Genomic DNA, 18,337 nt, shown 5'->3' on the forward strand with positions numbered 1-18,337 from the left:
CTACTGCAAAAAAAAATATGAGTAGGCGTTTTTTTATTTCAAAATCAGAGGTTTCGGCCTCTAAATCTTTCATCTTCAGCTGCTTTTCTAGCCAACAGCAAATAGAAGTGCAGCTGTACCTATCAAAATAACGACGCAATGAAGCATGTAGGAATTAAAAACCCGAAGGCTGACTTGGCCAATTATGGCCTAAGCAATTTTGCGACTGCTTACTGGAACCTTCCTGTTCCCGAACTAGTAGAGCACACGATCCAACTTGGAGAAGGCGTTCTGGCTGATACAGGGGCAATCAGAATTAAAACGGGCAAATTTACAGGTCGATCGCCCAAAGATCGCTTTGTAGTACAAGATGAGCTTACGGAGAAGACCGTAGATTGGAACAGCATCAATATGCCCTTTGAGCCGGCAAAATTTGATGCGCTTTACAACAAAATTGCCGCATATTTTGCAGACAAAGACCTCTACATCCGCGATGCTTATGCTTGTGCCGATGATAACTATCGTCTAAACTTGCGTCTGATTGCAGAAAAGCCTTGGTCGGCTATGTTTGCCAACAATATGTTTTTGCGCCCTAGCGAAGAAGAACTGCTAAACGCAAATCCAGAATGGACCATTCTCTGTGCGCCTGGCTTTATGGCTAATCCTGAAGTTGACGGTACTCGCCAAGAAAACTTTGCGATTATCAACTTTAGCAAAAAGGCAATTATCATTGGGGGAACAGGCTATACTGGAGAAATTAAAAAAGGAATTTTCTCGGTGCTCAATTATGTTTTGCCTCAAGAACGCAACGTACTTTCTATGCACTGCTCGGCCAATGTGGGCCAAGATGGCGACACGGCTGTTTTCTTTGGCCTTTCGGGCACAGGTAAAACTACGCTTTCTGCTGATCCCAAGCGCAATCTTATCGGAGACGATGAGCACGGCTGGTCAGAAGAAGGCGTTTTCAATTTTGAAGGCGGCTGTTATGCCAAAACAATTGATTTGAGCGAGGAAAAAGAACCTCAGATCTGGAATGCGATTAAGTTTGGGGCCATTCTCGAAAATATGGAGTTTTTGCCCAATAGTCGCACCCCCGATTTTGCCGATACCAGCATTACACAAAATACTCGGGTTTCTTATCCTATTCATCATATTGATAATGCCCTAGAACCTTCTAAGGGCGGGATTCCCCAAAATATTTTCTTCCTCACCTGTGATGCTTTTGGCGTTTTGCCTCCCTTGTCTAAATTGACGCCCGGCCAAGCCATGTATCACTTTATTTCTGGCTATACGGCTAAGGTGGCCGGTACAGAAGCAGGTATCGACGAGCCCGTAAGTGCTTTCTCGGCTTGTTTTGGTGCTCCTTTCTTGCCCTTGCATCCTACTCAGTATGCCGAAATGTTGGGCGAGCGCATGCGCAAGCACAATGTGAACATCTGGTTGGTGAATACGGGCTGGTCTGCTGGTCCTTATGGTGTCGGTAGCCGCATTGCCCTAAAATATACTCGTGCGATGATCACGGCGGTATTGGAAGGTCAATTGACGGATGTAGACTATCAGGAGATGCCTGTTTTTGGTTTGCATATGCCCACTAGCTGCCCCGGCGTTCCTGCCGATATCTTGAATCCTCGTAACACTTGGGCCGATAAAGCGGCTTATGATGTGAAAGCACAGGATTTGGCCAATAAGTTTGTTACTAACTTTGATAAATTTAAGGATCAAGCCAATGAGGAAATCCTAGCTGCTGCTCCAGAAGCAACGGTTAGCCTCTAAGGTTTTTCTTATCGCAAAAAAAAGTGAGCTCAAATGAGCTCACTTTTTTTTTGGCCCTATGGCCGCTATTTATCTTTTCCAAAACGATGCAGCAATTGCAAAATACTCCCCAAACCGCCTAAGTATACCGCTTGTAAAATAAAGAAGTTGATGCTATCACTAAAAAAGAGCAAACTGCCCAAAACACACCAAAACAAAAGGAGCAAATAAATGAACCAACTGCCTTTTGTACTCATTTGGCTATAGCCGTTGTACAGCCAATGGCCCGATAATAAAGCGGGGAGAATTTGGACCAAAAAATCAATCCACCAATAATCTCCAGGCTCTACCTCCGAAAGGAAAATATTGGCGCCCAAAATGCCCAATAAACCAATGGCCAAGGCCACCGCCAACCAAATCGGCAAAAGGATTATGGCCCACTTTTTTATGAATTTCCAGTTGGCCAAGCTTAGGTAAACACCCGTAAAAGCCGGCAGACTGAGTTGCAACAACTCTCCTTTTAAAAAGAGAATTTCTTCTAGCTGCAAATAGGCCACTAGCAGCAAAATCGCCAAGAGCAAACTACTACTAATGGCCCAATGGGTCCAGGAATATAAGCGAACTACTGAGGGCTGCGGATTATTGTTCGTTGCGTTCTTGCTCATCTTCTTCGTTTTCGCTTAATGGACTAGGAAATTTTATCTCTATTTCATCTTCTATCTCAAAATTTTCTGCCTCCTTGCTTTCTCCCAATAAGGCCTGATGAATTTGCTCAAAAATGGGGCTGTGCACTAATTTTGTCCGATTTTTCCAAAGGTAGTAGCCGCCATAACTCAAGGCCGCAGCCATCAAGCCAAAAGCAAGCACCAAAGCCCAGCCGCCCATAAACGGCCAAAGCAAGGCGGCCAGCAATAACGTTAGGGTGAGGCTCAAAAAGAGGCCCACCAACAACAAAATCGCCAAAAGGCTGAGGAGTTGACCCAATTGAGCCACTCCCCTCGCCAAATCTTCAGCCAAACGCTCTCGGTATTCCTCAAAGCGCTCATCTATATAAGCCGTTAATCGCTTTTGCAAACGATCCGACCAGTTGTTTTTTCCAAACATTTCAGCATCTGTTCTAAAAGAGGAAAGCGCGAACAACTACAGAAATTAGCAAGACCACTAACATCCGATGCGCCCAAAGCCCCGCTTTGGGGTGCTTGACCGCAAAACGAGCGCCCAATTGTCCGCCCGCAATTTCGCCCACACTCATCGCCAAGGCAAAATCCCAGCGAATGAGCCCACTATAGGCAAAAAGTAGGACCGCAAAAATAGTATAACTGGCAATGGCCGCCAATTTTACGCCTCCCGCATCAATAATGTTGTAGCCCGCGCCCAAAACCGTGACGACCAAAAATAATAAGCCCACGCCCATCTGAATGAACCCTCCATAAAGGCCCACCAAAAAAAAGAGTGGCACTACTAAAAAAGGTGAAAGCGAGCGAGGATCCGTCTCTTTGAGCCAACGTTTACTATCAAAAAGGACAATAAACAGCAGGGCCAGAAAAACGTACTTCATGCTGTCCTTAAAGACCGCATTATCGACATAAATTAAGAGAAAAATTCCACATATTCCGCCCAAAGCGGTAGAAACTACCATCAGCCAGTCGCGCCGCCAATTGATTTTTCCCGCCCGCTGATAATGGGGCAAGGTAAAGCCCAACATGGACAAAATACTAAAGCGAATGGTCGCACTGGCAATTTTTGCCGGCAAACCCACCACATACATTAAAATGGAAAGCGTAATGACCGATCCACTGCCGGCCAAAGTATTGATAAAACCCGCCAGCAAACTTCCAAAAGCCGCCAAAAGGTATAAATAAATATCTTCAGGCATTAGTCCTTGATGCTTTGACAAAGCTCTACCAAAACACCATTGCTAGACTTTGGATGCAAAAAACAGATGAGTTTGTTATCGGCCCCTCGTTTGGGTGTTTCATTCAACAAGCGGTAGCCTTCGGCCTGCAATCTTTTCATTTCGGCCTCAATATCTTCCACTTCAAAGGCCAAATGATGAATCCCCTCCCCTCTTTTCTCAATAAATTTGGCAATGGGACTATCTGCTCGGCTGGCCTCCAAAAGCTCAATTTTGCTCTCGCCAGCCATAAAAAAGCTGGTGCTCACCCCTTCCGATTCTACGGCCTCAATTTTATAATGCGCTCGGCCCAAAAGGCTAGCAAAAAGTTCGTTGCTGGCTGCCAAATCTTTTACGGCAATTCCAATGTGTTCTAGTTTCATATTCCTACATTTTTTTTGATGATGATTTTTTGGGGCCTCAGCTGCGGCTTCGCCTTGCTGCGGTTACTCCTTTCAGTCGTCGAACTGCGGCCTAAAGGCCTTGTTGTCGTTGCGCAGCTTAATGTTGTTTTGGGGCCTCCGCCTCCCTTCGGTCGTCGGCGCTACGTTCCGCAGCTCGCTGTTCGCTCGGCCCTGCGCAAAAAAACAAGTTTTTTGCTGGGTCTGCGGCTGCGCCGCACTGCTGCACATCGCTAGGCCGTTTTGGCCCTGCGGGCCAAGGACCAATTTCCTGAGCCTTGCAGCGAAGCTAAGAACTTAGCCCCTCTTTTTAAAACCTGATCTTTCTTTAAGGGAGTTTTAGCATTCTTGTTGAGCAAAATGGAAAAAAAGACCCAAAAAATAAATCTAGCGCAAAAAAACGCTTTTGGCCTAGCGATGTGTAAGGGTGGCCGAAGGCCAGACCGAGCTTTTTGAGCAAAGCGAAAAAAGCGATGGGCCGAGCAGACCTGCGAGCCCTGAAACGTAGCGCAGCGCAGCTGAGGCCCCCAAAAAATAAAAAATAATTCCCTCGCAAAATGGACAAAAAAATAGCCGCCTTCGTTTTTTTCTTGCTGGCCCAGCTTTTGAATAACTTTAGGGCAGTAAATTTCGATTTTCAGTTTTAAATAGCCTTTAACTAGAAACTTAGTTAAAAAAACTTAGTTTTGTTGACGGTATTTAGATTTATATCAAAAATAAAATGCTTTACATGAATTGGATTGCACACAGCTTATTGACCTTTTCCTTGTTTTGTTTTGCGCAAGGACTCTGGGCCCAAAAAGGCTATGACATCAAGGTAAAATTAAAAGATTATAAGAACGATACTTGTATTTTGGGCTATCGTTTGGGAGACAAAACTTATGTGAAAGATACGGCCATTGGCCGCAATGCGCAGGGATATTTTGAGTTTAAGAAAGATACGCTCTTAGAAAAAGGGGTGTATTTGATTTTGACCAAGCCGAGCAATAGTTATTTCGAGTTTTTGGTCCCTTCTGATGAGGAGCAAACACTGACCTTAGAAACCAAGGACGAAGGCGGAAATTGGGTAAAAAACCTCAATATTAAAGGCTCTAAGGATAATATGGCCTTTGTAAATTATCTGCATTTTTTGTCTGAGCAGGCCGAAAAAAACAGAAACTTGCAGAGCCGTCTGCAAGAACTTCAAAAAGAGCTAGACGAAATGCAGGGCCAAGGGCCAAAAAAGGCAAAATTGCAGGCCGAAAAAGAGGAGCTGGAGCAAAAAATGAAGAAATTGAATGGGGAAGTAACGGCTTATCAGGAAAAAATGATCAAGGAGCAGCCCAACTACTTATCGACCAAGTTAATTTTGGCTTCTCGTCAGCCCGAGGTACCCGAAGCCATTGCTGGCGACAGACTACAGTCTTATTATTATTTCAAAAAACATTATTGGGATGATTTTGACTTTAGCGATATGCGTTTGATTCGCACCCCTGTTTTTCAGCAGAAACTAGATTTTTACTGTGATAAATTAACAGTGCAAGAGCCTGACTCTGTTATTGCTTCTGTTGATTTTATTTTGAGCAATATTATTAAGGCCGGCGACAAAGATATGTATCAGTTTGCCGCTGCGCATTTGCTCAATCGCTACGCCAACAGCAAAGTAATTTGCATGGATAATGTTTATTATCATATTGGAAGCAAATATTATTGTGGGGCGGAAAAACCAGAATGGGTAGACCCCGAACAATTGGAGAAAATTTGTGAAAATGTTGAAGATTTGCGTTATAGCCTTTGTGGAGAAAAAGCGCAGGACATTAAACTGACCAATATTAAAACGGGCTTGCCCGTTAGCCTTTATGGTTTGAAAAAGCGTTTTGTGGCCGTTTATTTTTGGGACCCCAGTTGTGGAAACTGTAGCAAAAATTCTAAGAAATTGGTCCCTGTTTATGAAAAATGGAAAGACAAAGGCTTTGAAATTTATGGGATTTGCAGCAAAAACATTGATGATGTAGATGCTTGTAAGAAAAAGATCAAAGAATTGGGCATGAACTGGATCAACACCAGCGATAAGGCTTATCCTTTGGCCTTGACCAAAAAGCTTTATAATGTAAAAGTGAATCCTTTTGTCTATTTGTTGGACCAAGAAAAAAATATCTTGTACAAACGCTTAGACCCCGAGCAAATTGATCAAATTTTGACTCGTGCAGCCGAAGAAGAGGCCAAAGAAAAAGGATAATTTCTCCCCTTTCAATTAGCGGCTTTCAATTAGCAAGCGGCAGAAAAATCAGATGGATTTTTCTGCCGCTTTTTTTGTCTAAGAAATAATGAGCCAGCTTATTTGTATACTTTTTTTCTATTTTTACAATAATAGGTTAGTCCGGAGTTCAAAGTTTAAGCTCAAAGCAAAAGGCTAAACTTTTGAATCTGTACATCCAAAGGCAAATACTTACAAGCAGTTTATAAACCAAGTTGGCTAAAAAACTTTTTTTAACACGACCTAATATGATTGAATTAAGCAGAGACCTCCTTTCAGCAGACCTATATCAAGAAATAAAAAACCTTCTTGGGGAAATTGAAGAATTTAGACAATCGCCCTTAGATAAAATTGCTCTTGAAAAACTAAGAGAACATTTTAGAACTCATCATATATTTCATAGTTCAGGAATAGAGGGGAACCGATTAACATTACAGGAAACTTCATTAGTTCTTAAAGAAGGGATCGATATCAGAGGGAAACCCTTGAAGGATAGTATTGAAGTTAAAAACCTTGGAATTGCATTTGATTTTTTATACGAATTAGTACAACAAGATGTAGAAATTACTGAAAATTACATCAAGCAACTTCACAGTCTAATTATAGGCAACGACCCGACTCTAGATCCTGGCAATTATAGAAATATTGGTGTGATTATAACTGGTTCAGAACACAGACCCCCAGAACCTTTTGAAGTACCAATAAAAATGCGTGATTTATTTGATTGGATCAAAGCCAATAAAGATGAAAATCCAATCATTGTTGCTGCTGTTGCTCATCATGAAATAGTAAAAATTCACCCCTTTAAAGATGGAAATGGTAGAACGGCAAGATTACTTCTAAATTTAATATTACTCAAAAGTGGATTTCCGATTTGTAATATCAAAAGAAGCGAAAGACCAGACTATTATAACGCATTAAGTTTGGCTGATGAGGGAGAATATGAGCCAATAATTGAAGTCGTTACAAAAAACTGCACTGAATTATTTGGAGAGTATATTCGACTAAGAGATGAGTCAAATAGACTAAAAGGTTGGGCAAAAAGACTTGGTAATAAAGATACTCAACAGGAGCTGGCAAAAAGAAAGACTCAATTTGAACTTTGGTTGAATAAGGTAAATCAAATTAAATTAGAGTTCAAACAAGTTGTAAATGTAATTGATGAAAACGTAGAAAGTTATTATGTTAGCTTTTATGAATACCCTCCTATTACATTTGAAAAATATCAGCAGCTCAGAGAAAAAGGAATAGCGGCAGGTACCAACTTTTTTTCCATTCGTTTTCACAATAACGAGACAAATAGAATTGTAACTACCCTAATGTTTAGGTTCTATCGCTCTAATAAAAAATTCCCACCAACAGCAAACATAATCCCACTTGAATTGAATTTTTTCAATGCAGAAACAAATGACTTCCAATTTATTGGTTACTCCAATCATAGCCATGAAATTAACTTAAGATCATTTTTTATTGCAGATAATGGCCGTCTTGTAGTTAGATATGCAAATTCTGACAAAAAAAATCCAAGTTGGGAAAAAGATCATGACAATGAAGTTCTTTCTGAGGTGGTTCAGTCCTTTTTTGAAAAAGTATTTTCGTCGATGCTCGGAATTAGATAAAGGATAATTTCTTACCCTTTCAATTAGCGGCTTTCAAATAGCGAGCGGCAGAAAAATCAGATGGATTTTTCTGCCGCTTTTTTTGTCTAAGAAATTATTGCTCAGTCTATTGACATTAGCATTTTTTATCCCTAACTTTAGAAACAACAAAAAAACACCGCCCCATGACGAGTCTTCAAGAAAAAATGCAGGATTATAAATTGAGTAAAAAAATGCTCAAGGCTTTTTACGGCATTTCTTATCCGACCTTGCGCAAACGCCTACGCGCTGCGGGTTTGGAGCATTTTATTGGCCGCAGAAAATTTCTCTTTGCGGAGTTTCTCCTCATTTTTAAGGCTTTGGGCCAACCCGCAGCCATTTTGGAAGAGGTGGCAGAACTGGCCCTTATTTATGAGCAACTCATTAGCTTGGGCCTATTAAAAGGGCAATCGCAAAAGGATTTGCCACAAAAAGGGCAAAAAAAGGAGGAAATTCTTTCTTCTTCGCCAAAATTATGGCTTTTGCAAAAGCCCTTGGCTTTGCTCGACCGTTTTATTGCTCTTTATTATCAGGTTTTGCTCAAAGGCTGGGAGTTGTTATATGGTCCAACAGAAAACTATGCAGCTAAACAAGCGGCATAGTTCGTCTATTAGCCATAGCAGCTACTTTTTATCCCTCAATTTTTACGATCTATTTATGGCCATGGGCTTCAGCCCAGGGCGGGAATAATATAAGTTGTTTTTTAACCCTGAATTTTTAGTATGGAGTTTAAGTGTACTGCCATGGGCTAAAGCCCATGCTTGTAAGTCTATGCAAACTGGTGGGCTAAAGCCCTTCTTTGCTGAAAATGGGAAAGGGTTTTCTTCTAAAAAAGAAAAACTGCTGGAGAAAAATGCCTTTGTTCAAAGCGGTAGAGGATTTTAATCCTCTTCGCATTATAAATCTAGAATGAATTTGTTGTATGGCTGTGGGTTTCAACCTACAGCTATGGCCGAAGGCCAAACGGCTGAGGGATGGATAGCAGTGGCCGTCAGGCCAGACCCAGTTTTTTGAGCGAAGCGAAAAAACGCAGGGCCGAGCGAACAGCGAGCTGCGACACAGCCCGACCCGACCGCAGGGAGGGGCAGCCCCAAAAAAACTTACTGCTCTATATCTTTAAACGTTTTTACCTTTTTGGCAAAATGCAGCCAGACAATACTTTTGCGCAAATAACCCGCAGTATTAAATCGAGGCGTTTTTTGATAGGCATAGGCCGCAAGCCGCTCTTTTATTTCGGCTCTTTTTTTCCAGTGTTTGGGAAAAGCAAAGAAAAAATGCCAGTGCGCCTTAACAATGGCCGCAATACTCCCCCATTTTCCATCCTTAAGAAAACGAATAGCGGCCAGACCATCGAGTAAAAGTCGCCAGTATAAGAGCAGAAAAAGTGTTGGCCCGCCCTCCAAATTTTTGAGCAGACAAACCAAACTATTTCTAAAATTGAGATAATCTTTTCGGGGATTATTAGGAGGCAGGGTGCCGCCGCCAACATGCCACACCTTAGATTTTGGACAAACATAAATTTGGTAATTGCCTTTTTTTAATCGCCAGCAAAAATCAATTTCTTCCATATGAGCAAAAAAATCGGCATCTAATCCGCCAAACTGATGATAAAGTTGGCTGCGAATGCAAAGGGCGGCCCCAGAGGCCCAAAAAACCTCTTGCGTTTGGTCATATTGCCCCTGATCTTCTTCCAATTCAGAAAAAATTCGTCCCCGACAAAAAGGATAGCCCCAATGGTCCATCCAGCCCCCCGCAGCCCCAGCATATTCAAACAAATTGCGTTGGGCCTCCATCAAAATTTTGGGTTGGGCGGCCGCTCTTTGCGGAGATTTTTCTAGACAATGAATCAATGGCTCTACCCAATCGGGACTAACTTCTACATCCGAATTGAGCAACACATAATAATCTGCATGTTGCAATTGGGCCAAGCCGCGGTTGTAGCCTTCGGCAAAGCCATAATTTTCGGGCAAATCAATATAATAGCGTGGAATTTTTCTGTCGGCAGATTGAGCTGGTGGAAAAGGCTGATCGGCCGTAGCCATAAAGCGCTCGAAGCCCCATTTTTTTAGTCGGTCAATGGAATCGTCTGTAGAGCCATTATCGATCACAAAAAGTTGCGCATTCGGATAAGTCGTTTGCAAAACCGAGGGTAAAAAGCGCTCGAGATAATCGGCTCCATTATAATTGAGGATAGCGATAGCCACCAGCGGCTGTTGAGCGGCTACTTTAGAAGCAGGCATTTGATTTTATTTTATTGTTGGGCAAAAAAGGCGAGGCTATCTAGGCGATCTTTCGCCAATTGTGCCGAAAGTTGGTCCAGATTTTCAAAGCGAACATCCGCTCTTAAATATTTGAGCATTTCGACCTTGAGTTCTTGGCCATAAAGGTCGCCCTCAAAATCAAAAATATTAATTTCGACGGTAATATTCGGTTCATTTTCTAAGGTAGGCCGCGGTCCTCGGTAAAGCATCCCCTGTTTTTTTTCGCCATTGGGCAAAATCACTTGCGCCACATAAATACCTTCTGGCGGCAAGAGTTTGTAGGGATTTTCTATGGAAATATTGGCGGTGGGAAAGCCCAGTTTTCGGCCCAATTGCAAGCCCTTCACTACTTTTCCCGAAAAGCTATAGGGTCGCCCCAATAATTGTTGGGCCAGCATAATTTTGCCTTCCGAAATTGCTCTGCGAATTTTGGTCGAGCTCACAGCAATCTCATCCACTTCCTTTTTATCAAACTCCTTGAGTGCAAAATTTCGGCTTTTTTGTGCCTCTCGCAAAAAATGGATGTCGCCAGCCCGGCCCTTGCCAAACTTATGGTCGTAACCAATGGCAATACAAGCTGGCTGAAAATAATGCAGTAGAAATTGATCCAAATAATCTGCGGGACTCAAAGAAGAAAAGGCCTCTGTAAAAGGCACCACCACCAAGTTTGCAATGCCCGCCTGCTCTAAAATATCGGCTTTTTCTTCTAGGGTCGTTAGCAAACGCAAACTACTTTGTTCCCCTCTTTTTTGGGCCAAAACAATTCTTGGATGCGGATCAAAAGTCAGCAAAACCGTCTCTCCATCTTGCGCTTCAGCTAGTTGGACCAACTGCTTGATAATATGTTGATGCCCCAAATGCACTCCATCAAAAGAGCCCATGCTCAGCACCGCCCGCTTAAATTTGGGCAAAGCCTCTAGTTGGCGATAAATGTTCATCTAATTTTCCTGTTCTGTTTCGCTATTGCTATTTTCTGCCTCATCTGCGGCCTCCCTCGGGGGCCTTGGCGCAGGTTTATTTTTGCGGTAAGGACGAACGCCAGCCCCATATACCCAACCTTCTCGGCCGTTTTTATCTCGCACTTTCACCCAAGGCTCCCGCGTAAATTCATCAACAGAAACACGCAGCCCCTGTTCAAAATCAGTCACTTCATTCAAAGAAACTAATTCCTCCCCATGGGGCAAATAGCGAATCAAAGTGCTATCCAAATAAGGGCCCGTCCGAAATTTCAGACTATCTAAAACGACATAATATTTTAACAGATTTGCCGTAGCCGCTGAGCTTGCCGCTTGGGCCGCCGTACTATCTACCGAAACCACTTCTGGCGCAGGCAACTCCTCCGTTCGGCTACATCTCGACACCCCATACAATAAAAGCGAACCAATTAACAAGCCCCCACTAATCAACTCAATGGGGCGCAAAACAGACAAAATTCCTTTTTTTTCTGTAGGATCTTTCTCCAAATCGAGCTTCTTCTGCTGCTGTTGCTGTTTTCTGGCCTTTGCTTCGGCTCTTTTTCTTTCCCTTCTTTTCCGAGAGCTTTCTGACATATTCTCTGCAATTTTATATTTTTTAGGGGCTTCCCCTGCGGCCCTTTGGGCCTTGGGTCGGGCTGTGTCGGGGCTCGCTATTCGCTCGGCCCTGCAGTTTTTTTTCGCTGCGCTCAAAAAACTTGGGTCTGCGGCTGCGCCGCCCCCCTTTCCATCCCTAAGCCGACGCAAGAGCCTGGCCCCCACTAAAGCTTAGGCTGGAACTGCGCCAAATTTACAAAAAAGATCAAGCTATTTAGAACTTTATCAGCTCATTTCAACGACAGAGCAACTTCCTACTCATAAAAAAATCCGCTCAGCAAAATAGCTGAGCGGATTTAAATTGAGGACCAAAAAAACTGGCTAAAAATCTAGTTCCATCGCAATCACGGGTAAAATTCCACTCTGATATGCATTATAGATCCGATCTTCTTGAAAATGATAAAACGGCTGATACAAATTATTGAGATTATTACTCATATTCTGCACATCCAAAGAAAGCGTAAGCGAGGATTTTTTATAATTTTTTCGGTAGGCCAAACGAAAATCTAGCCGATAATAAACCGGGACATCTTCATCGGATTGCCCAAGGCTATAGCCCTGACTTTCGTCAAATACCATTCGGTTTTGGGCCAAAGAAGCCGCTGTATCGGCGGGCATATAACGGTAACCGCCATTGGCCAACAAACGAGCACTGCACAACAAACGCCCGCCCTTGGGCAAGATCCATTCATAGCCCGTAGTAAAATTGGCCACAAAATGATTATCGTAGCGGCTGCGGTACCAATTATTATCAATTGCTCGGTAATTGGACCGAAAAAGCGAGAGCGAACTCATCAGGAAAAATCCTCTGCGAAATACTTTCTCAATGCTTAGGTCTATCCCATAATTTCGGTTGGCCCCCAAAGAACTAAGCGGAACACGGCCAAAGCTCTTCCGCTGATTGTACAACCAAAAGGTACTGCCCGCCTCACTGCCAATCGGCTGATTGCTTCCGTACTGATACCAAGCTTCTACCAAAGTAGATAAATCGTAGCGAAGCGCCTGCCGCCAACTCAAAATCAAATGCTGAGAGTTGGCAATTTCTAAGGTTTCATTGGGGTTGATCTTAATTTGGGTTTCATAGGTCCCCAAAGGCAACAATTGACCATAAACACCATAAGATAGGGCCAACTTTGTTTTCTTGCTCGGGCGATACATCAAAGCCGTTCGGGGCTCTAGGCAATAAGTATTATTATAGCCTTGAAATAAGAAAGCTCCCCCTGCCAAAATTTGCCAACGCTTAGATAAATTCCACTGAATTTGCGCATAGCCTCTGGCCCAGTAATTAAATTTTAGGCCGGTGGCCAAAAAAGTATCCAAGCGCTCTGCATCATAATTATAATAGTCATGATGCAAATCATACAACTGCCCATAGAGGTTTAGCCCTGTTTTTAGCCTAAATTTTTGGTCCAACTTTTTACTGTAGACCCCAGAAAGGCTATACTGCTGCAGCAACAAACTATTCGATTCTATACGTGTAGAATCCATAGGCGCATTGTTCACATTATAAATTGTTCCGTTGACCGAAGCGCCAGCCGTAGCCTGAAAATAAGCGCCCTTCCCCAAAACTTCACTGTATTTTAGGCCCAAAGTACCATTTGCCGTGCGGCTGTCAATGCTATTATGGTCCAAGCGGTTAATCCAATTGCTAGAATCTTCTTTAATGAGCCATTGCTCGGAGCCCAAGCCCCCCAAACCAAAAAAGCGAAGCTCTTTGCGGCGGTCCTTAGATTCCCAACTCAAATTAAAGGATAAATCCTGAAAGGTATTGGCTACATTAGAACGGACCACATAAAGCCCAAACTGAGAAAGTACCCCCAAAGTAGAATAGCGATAATTGACCAAAAAACTACTCTGCCCTCTTTGAATTGGGCCCTCTGCACTAAAATCAATACCAATCAAGCCAAAGCGAAAACTATAGGCTTGTTGGTTGGGGTTCCCCTTTCTAAAATGCATATCTAAAACTGCGGATTGCGCATTGCCATATTCGGCAGCAAAACCACCAGCCGAAAAATCCGATTTGTCTAACAGGGCAATACTCAAAGCCGAAACGCCCCCATTTCTACTCATTGGAGCGGCAAAGTGGCCCATACCCAAGAGCTCTACGCCCTCTAAGAAAAAAGTTTGGGTGGCCGTGGGGTTTCCCCGAATAATCATGTCGGCATTATTGTCCCAGTAAGATTGCACGGCTGGAAAACTAAGGGCCATTCGACTAGGGTCGTTAATAGCCCCAGGGTAGCGCTGCGTTTCCTCCACATTAAAAGAGCGGGTAGAAACAACAGAAAAACTATTCAAAGGACGGTTTTCTCTAAAATCATCGCCCCATTTCAAATCTTTTTGGGCCTCCATGCTCGCTTCTAGATAAGCGGGCTTAGAAGAGCGCAAAACAATATTATCTGTATAAAACGTCTGATAACCTGCCTTTTGGGCCTTTAGCGTTTGCCGCCCCAAAGGAACTCGGTCCAAACGAAAATAGCCATCGGCATCTGAGCTAGTAGAAATAATTGGATAACTGTCTTCTACAAAAACAATTACCCCTCCTAAGGGCTCTAGTGTTTCTGCATCTATAAGTAAGCCCTCAATTAGCTGGCTACCGCCGCTATTGTTGGCCTTTCTTTGGCCCCAGGCAACAGTTAGCAAACTCAGGAGCAGCAAACTTAAGTAATACTTTTTCATAATGTAGGAGTTCTGTTGGGGGAAATTGGCTAGTCAACTGGGAATTTAGTAGTTTATGACAAAAATACCGTCGTATAGGAACAGCTATATTTAACTTTTTTTAAGGTTTTTTTTTAAGTTCTACCTTAACTTGCATCATATTTTGTTTCCCCCCTCTTAAGTCCCACAAAATGAAATATTTTTTCGTCCTCCTCTGTCTACTAAGATTTTATTCTTTGGCTTCTGCTCAGCCATAAGGGCCGGCAAGAGTGCCCATGGCCCAGCGCTGCGCAGCCGTGGCCCGCAGGGCCAGACCCAGTTTTTTGAGCGTAGCGAAAAAAACGCAGGGCCGAGCAGACCTGCGAGCGGCGAAGCATAGCGGCGGCCGACCGAGGCGCAGCCGAGCCGGCCGCGGGCCCCAAAACAAAAAAAAAGAGAGCAACCAACTGGTCTACTCTCTATTATCTTATCGTTTGACTAGCAAGCCTTGTTTGAAGCTGAGGAAGAGGTGGCGCATCTCTCGGAGCTCGGCGCCAATGCCTAAAATTTTCCATTCATCTTGATAAATCAGCAAGAGCAAGAGCTCGCGATTATAGCGGGCGGCCTGCGGATGATTGCAGCTAATAGGCAGCAAAAGGGCTTTTTCTTCCTTAAATTCGGTGGCATAATCGGGCCAAGCCTGTAGGCTCCAGCGGTAGAGCGCTCGGAGGCGGCAAAATTCTTCTACGGCCAAGCCACCGGGGCCGGCCAAATTGTGATTAAAGGCCTTAGAGCAGCAGCGGGCCTCTAGGCCGGGCATATCCTCCTCGGTTAAAAGCTGTTCAAAATGGCTTAAAAAATCACTAACTTCCTCTTCGGCTAGGGGCAAATCGATTATTTTTTCAGATTCCTCTTCTTGTTCCGTCCCCAGCATTTTGAGGGCTTCGGCGGCGGCAGATTCGGCAGCGGCCCAAATTTTCAGGCCGGCGGCTTCCTCGACCAAAAGGAGCCAAAGGCTATCATTGTAGCGTTCATTTTGGCCCAGATAAAACTCCACCTCTACTAAAAGTTGATGTTCATTGAGGCGTTCTTCTTCGCCTAGGCGGATGGCATCGCCTAGTTCTAGGCAAGTTTGAAAAAAGTCGGCGGCCGATAAAAAAGGGGCATCTTCTAGGGCATCATTGGCCCAAAGTTGTTGAAAGAGGGCCAAATTTTGGCACTGCAGACAGAGTTGAAATTGCTCTAACCAGGCAGAGGAGGAAGTAGACATATAGGCTATTTTTAATTAGATGGGACCGTGTGTTGCATGCGTTCTTGTAGGCGAAGGAGCTCGGGGCATTGTTCGGCCTGTTGTTGTTCAAACTGTCGGATGAGCAGTTCTCGGTTTTGGCGATTGAGTTTTTGCTCTAGTTCTTGCAAGAGTTGCTCGCCTCCTAGGCAGGCCACATTTTCAGCCACTTTGAGTTGCATACTATCTAGGAGTTGCAATTTTTGGCCGGGGCTATTTTGTTGCTCGAGGCTATCGTAAAGGGGCAAAAGGACTCGATTACAATCGCACCAATCTTTGGCCAAATGCCGCGCGAGTTCATCGGGCGAGGGCTGGCAGGCCGTTAAAGTTAGGGCAAAAATGGAAAAAAAAAGAGGACGCATAAATTTAGCGGAGTTTGGTCAGTAATTGGGCCAAATCGGGGCAACTAGCGGCAATGGCCTCCTCTAGTTGGCCCTCAAATAAGGCGCGTTCTCGGGCGGGCAATTCGCGCAAGCTCGTTTGCATCCCATTAAAATCGGCACACTGATGAAAGCTTTTAAAAGCCGTAAGATATTCGCCTCGAGCAGCTGTTTGGGGAGCCGCCCGAAAAGCCGCCTCCTTGGCAATCAGCTCGGTACTTTCGGCACAATCGCAAACTTTTTTGGCCGCTTCTTGGGGCTGGGGCAACTCTTGAGCAGGGCCCAAAAAACTAAGGGCAAAGAGCAACTGAACTAAGGTAGATAACATAATATTTTGATTTAAAGATAGCCGATTTTTAACGGGGCTATTGGATAAGAAGAACAAAAATAATAAATCGAAGGCATTTAGTCGAAAATAGCGGTTAACTCATAGAAAACTAGCTGTTTTCGATCTCAAAAAAGTGACCCAAGCAAGACAATCCCCTCTTTAAGTTGTTAGGAACTAAATAAAGCTATTCAGCCAATAGTCAGGATAGCCCTTCTTTGATATAAAACCATAATATGCAGACATTTACAGCCGAAGCCTACAAGCTCCACTTCTATATTAGTGAGGAGACTTTAGGGCAAATTCGTTCTGTTAGTCCCCAAATCACCCCCCAACTTCCTCAACTGATTGATAGCTTTTACGAGCGTATGCTCAGCCACCGCAAATTTGCGGCCTACTATGAATCGGAGGCCCAAATTGAGCACCTCAAAAGCCTACACCTACGGTATTGGCAGAGCTTTTGGGCGGCAGAGGTAGACGATCGTTACATTCAGGACCGAAAGCGAATTGGCGAGGTGCATGCTCGGGTAGGTTTGCCTATGGACCTTTATTATGATGGCATTATTCTCTTTTCTCATTTGTTTAAGGCCCTTTTTCGACAAGAAAAAATTGCTTCCTTTGATTTATTGAGCGCCTATGATGAATTGCTCAACTTGGATACGGCTTTAGTCGTTGATCGCTACAATTCAATTTCTAATGAGGTCTTAGAATTGCAAAACGCATCTTTATCGACCCCTGTTGCTCAAATTTGGGAAGAAATTCTCTTTTTGCCCATTGTGGGCATTATGGATTCTAAGCGATCTAAGGATATTATGGAAACCGTTTTGGGCCAAATTGCCGAAAAGCAGGCCAAGGTTTTTATTTTAGACATTAGTGGAGTGGCCATTATGGATACGGCCGTGGCCAATCATCTCCTCAAAATTAGTAAGGCCAGCCGACTAATGGGTTGCCGCTGTATTTTATCGGGCATTTCGCCAGCCGTGGCCCAAACCATTGTAGAGCTGGGCATTCAATTAGATGAAATTGAAACCAGCGGCAGCATGAAAGAGGCCCTGACTTCCGCCTTTGAAATTTCAGGATTGCGCATTGCCGCCTCCTAAAACAGAAAAAGTCGCTCCCAAAATTTGGGAGCGACTTTTTTTATCTATGCGCTAGGCCACTTTTTATTAAGCGCCTTTATTTTTGTCATCCACCTCAATTTTGATGGTCACATCGCTTTTTTCCTTAATTTCGATGCGTTCCTCCTGAGCGGGAAGCATACCCATTTTGCGCTTAAGATCATCCAAAGCTGCAGAAGCAGTTACGGTAGGATCATTGAGTGCAGTATCAATTTCGTCGTCAATGGTTTTGCTCTCATCGGCCATTTCGCCATAAGCTTCTGCCAAAGACTCTTGCTCCTCTACTTTCTCTTTCATGCGCTCTAGCATGCTCATAGTTCCAGAAGAGTCAATATTCGTCAATTGTTTGTTGAGTTTGGTGGTTGCCTTACTCACTTTATCACGAGCTTCTAGGCTGCGCAATTCGTTCTCCCATTTTGCGATTTGGCTCTTGAGCGTACGAATTTTGCCCTCCATAGTCGTTACCATACCGTCATACTTCTTCTTGTTCTGAAGAGCAGTTTGGTATAGCTTGAGGTTTTCTTCACGACGAGCCAAAGCCTCTGTTGCTAGACGCTCAGCCTCGGCCGCTTCCATTTGTCCAGATTGGCCTCTTTTCAATAAAGCCATCGCTTTCTTTTCGTAATCGTCTGCATTTTGCTTGTAAGTTTGTACTTCGCGGTTGGTACGAATAGCAATTGCTTTCACCTCCGCCAAACTTTGCAGGCTCTTGTCTAGGTCCGTTTTCAAATCGCGAATCCCCTGCTTTGTCATTTTGATGGGATTCTCTAGTTTATCAAGGGCAGAGTTGGCTTCGGCTTTACCAAGGCGGAACAAGCGCTTCAAAAATTGCCACATAGGTCAGATAGTTTAATTGATAGA

18 protein-coding genes are annotated in these 18,337 nt (G+C 43.7%); 6 read left to right on the plus strand and 12 right to left on the minus strand.

Annotated elements, in window-relative coordinates; genetic code table 11:
- Nucleotides 1-138: 138 nt before the first annotated feature.
- Nucleotides 139-1,752 carry a phosphoenolpyruvate carboxykinase (ATP) gene (gene pckA / locus SGRA_RS02350; protein WP_014373535.1) on the plus strand — a complete coding sequence of 538 codons (1,614 nt, stop codon included), beginning with the start codon at nt 139-141 and terminating at the stop codon, nt 1,750-1,752.
- A gap of 65 nt (nt 1,753-1,817) precedes the next feature.
- On the opposite strand, the gene SGRA_RS02355 is transcribed toward pckA, so the two are convergent.
- Genes SGRA_RS02355 through mce form a run of 4 tightly spaced genes read right to left on the minus strand, consistent with a single transcriptional unit; the run spans nt 1,818 to nt 4,008 of the window.
- A complete protein-coding gene (locus SGRA_RS02355) occupies nt 1,818-2,396 on the minus strand; it encodes a hypothetical protein (protein WP_014373536.1) in 579 nt (192 codons plus the stop codon).
- Nucleotides 2,371-2,835 carry a hypothetical protein gene (locus SGRA_RS02360; RefSeq protein ID WP_014373537.1) on the minus strand — a complete coding sequence of 155 codons (465 nt, stop codon included), beginning with the start codon at nt 2,833-2,835 and terminating at the stop codon, nt 2,371-2,373. The genes SGRA_RS02355 and SGRA_RS02360 overlap by 26 nt, the downstream gene beginning before the upstream one ends.
- Nucleotides 2,836-2,848: 13 nt before the next feature.
- Nucleotides 2,849-3,607: a sulfite exporter TauE/SafE family protein gene (locus SGRA_RS02365; RefSeq protein WP_014373538.1), complete on the minus strand. Its 759-nt coding sequence runs from the start codon at nt 3,605-3,607 to the stop codon at nt 2,849-2,851.
- A complete protein-coding gene (gene mce / locus SGRA_RS02370; protein WP_014373539.1) occupies nt 3,607-4,008 on the minus strand; it encodes a methylmalonyl-CoA epimerase in 402 nt (133 codons plus the stop codon). The genes SGRA_RS02365 and mce overlap by 1 nt, the downstream gene beginning before the upstream one ends.
- Before the next feature lie 748 nt (nt 4,009-4,756).
- Here mce and SGRA_RS02380 point away from each other — a divergent pair.
- From SGRA_RS02380 to SGRA_RS23740, 4 genes are all read left to right on the plus strand, one after another.
- Nucleotides 4,757-6,244 (plus strand): DUF5106 domain-containing protein, encoded by a 1,488-nt coding sequence (locus SGRA_RS02380; protein ID WP_014373542.1) that lies wholly within the window; start codon nt 4,757-4,759, stop codon nt 6,242-6,244.
- Nucleotides 6,245-6,510: 266 nt separating this feature from the next.
- Nucleotides 6,511-7,881 carry a Fic family protein gene (locus SGRA_RS02385; RefSeq protein ID WP_014373543.1) on the plus strand — a complete coding sequence of 457 codons (1,371 nt, stop codon included), beginning with the start codon at nt 6,511-6,513 and terminating at the stop codon, nt 7,879-7,881.
- A 164-nt stretch (nt 7,882-8,045) separates the two neighbouring features.
- Nucleotides 8,046-8,501 (plus strand): hypothetical protein, encoded by a 456-nt coding sequence (locus SGRA_RS02390; RefSeq protein ID WP_014373544.1) that lies wholly within the window; start codon nt 8,046-8,048, stop codon nt 8,499-8,501.
- Nucleotides 8,502-8,595: 94 nt separating this feature from the next.
- Nucleotides 8,596-8,784, plus strand: a complete 189-nt coding sequence (locus SGRA_RS23740) for a hypothetical protein (RefSeq protein ID WP_014373545.1) — start codon at nt 8,596-8,598, stop codon at nt 8,782-8,784.
- Between the two features lie 215 nt (nt 8,785-8,999).
- Here the strand turns inward: SGRA_RS23740 and SGRA_RS02395 are convergent, their stop codons facing one another.
- The 7 genes from SGRA_RS02395 to SGRA_RS02430 form a co-directional block, all read right to left on the minus strand.
- Nucleotides 9,000-10,139, minus strand: coding sequence for a glycosyltransferase family 2 protein (locus tag SGRA_RS02395; RefSeq protein WP_014373546.1), 1,140 nt, complete (start codon nt 10,137-10,139; stop codon nt 9,000-9,002).
- 11 nt (nt 10,140-10,150) lie between these two features.
- Nucleotides 10,151-11,098: a riboflavin biosynthesis protein RibF gene (ribF, locus tag SGRA_RS02400; RefSeq protein ID WP_014373547.1), complete on the minus strand. Its 948-nt coding sequence runs from the start codon at nt 11,096-11,098 to the stop codon at nt 10,151-10,153.
- A complete protein-coding gene (locus tag SGRA_RS02405; RefSeq protein ID WP_014373548.1) occupies nt 11,099-11,710 on the minus strand; it encodes an SH3 domain-containing protein in 612 nt (203 codons plus the stop codon).
- A 342-nt stretch (nt 11,711-12,052) separates the two neighbouring features.
- On the minus strand, nt 12,053-14,407 hold the full coding sequence (locus tag SGRA_RS02410) for a TonB-dependent receptor (RefSeq protein WP_014373549.1): 2,355 nt from the start codon (nt 14,405-14,407) through the stop codon (nt 12,053-12,055).
- Nucleotides 14,408-14,852: 445 nt separating this feature from the next.
- Nucleotides 14,853-15,635 (minus strand): hypothetical protein, encoded by a 783-nt coding sequence (locus SGRA_RS02420; protein WP_014373551.1) that lies wholly within the window; start codon nt 15,633-15,635, stop codon nt 14,853-14,855.
- Between the two features lie 11 nt (nt 15,636-15,646).
- Nucleotides 15,647-16,015 (minus strand): hypothetical protein, encoded by a 369-nt coding sequence (locus tag SGRA_RS02425; protein ID WP_014373552.1) that lies wholly within the window; start codon nt 16,013-16,015, stop codon nt 15,647-15,649.
- 4 nt (nt 16,016-16,019) lie between these two features.
- Nucleotides 16,020-16,361 (minus strand): hypothetical protein, encoded by a 342-nt coding sequence (locus SGRA_RS02430; protein ID WP_014373553.1) that lies wholly within the window; start codon nt 16,359-16,361, stop codon nt 16,020-16,022.
- A 233-nt stretch (nt 16,362-16,594) separates the two neighbouring features.
- Here SGRA_RS02430 and SGRA_RS02435 point away from each other — a divergent pair, with 233 nt between their 5' ends.
- Nucleotides 16,595-17,458, plus strand: coding sequence for a protoglobin domain-containing protein (locus SGRA_RS02435; RefSeq protein WP_014373554.1), 864 nt, complete (start codon nt 16,595-16,597; stop codon nt 17,456-17,458).
- Nucleotides 17,459-17,524: 66 nt separating this feature from the next.
- Here the strand turns inward: SGRA_RS02435 and SGRA_RS02440 are convergent, their stop codons facing one another.
- Nucleotides 17,525-18,313, minus strand: coding sequence for a PspA/IM30 family protein (locus SGRA_RS02440; protein ID WP_014373555.1), 789 nt, complete (start codon nt 18,311-18,313; stop codon nt 17,525-17,527).
- Nucleotides 18,314-18,337: the final 24 nt, after the last annotated feature.

Source organism: Saprospira grandis str. Lewin (genome assembly GCF_000250635.1).
In the GTDB taxonomy this organism is placed as follows: Bacteria; Bacteroidota; Bacteroidia; order Chitinophagales; family Saprospiraceae; genus Saprospira; species Saprospira grandis.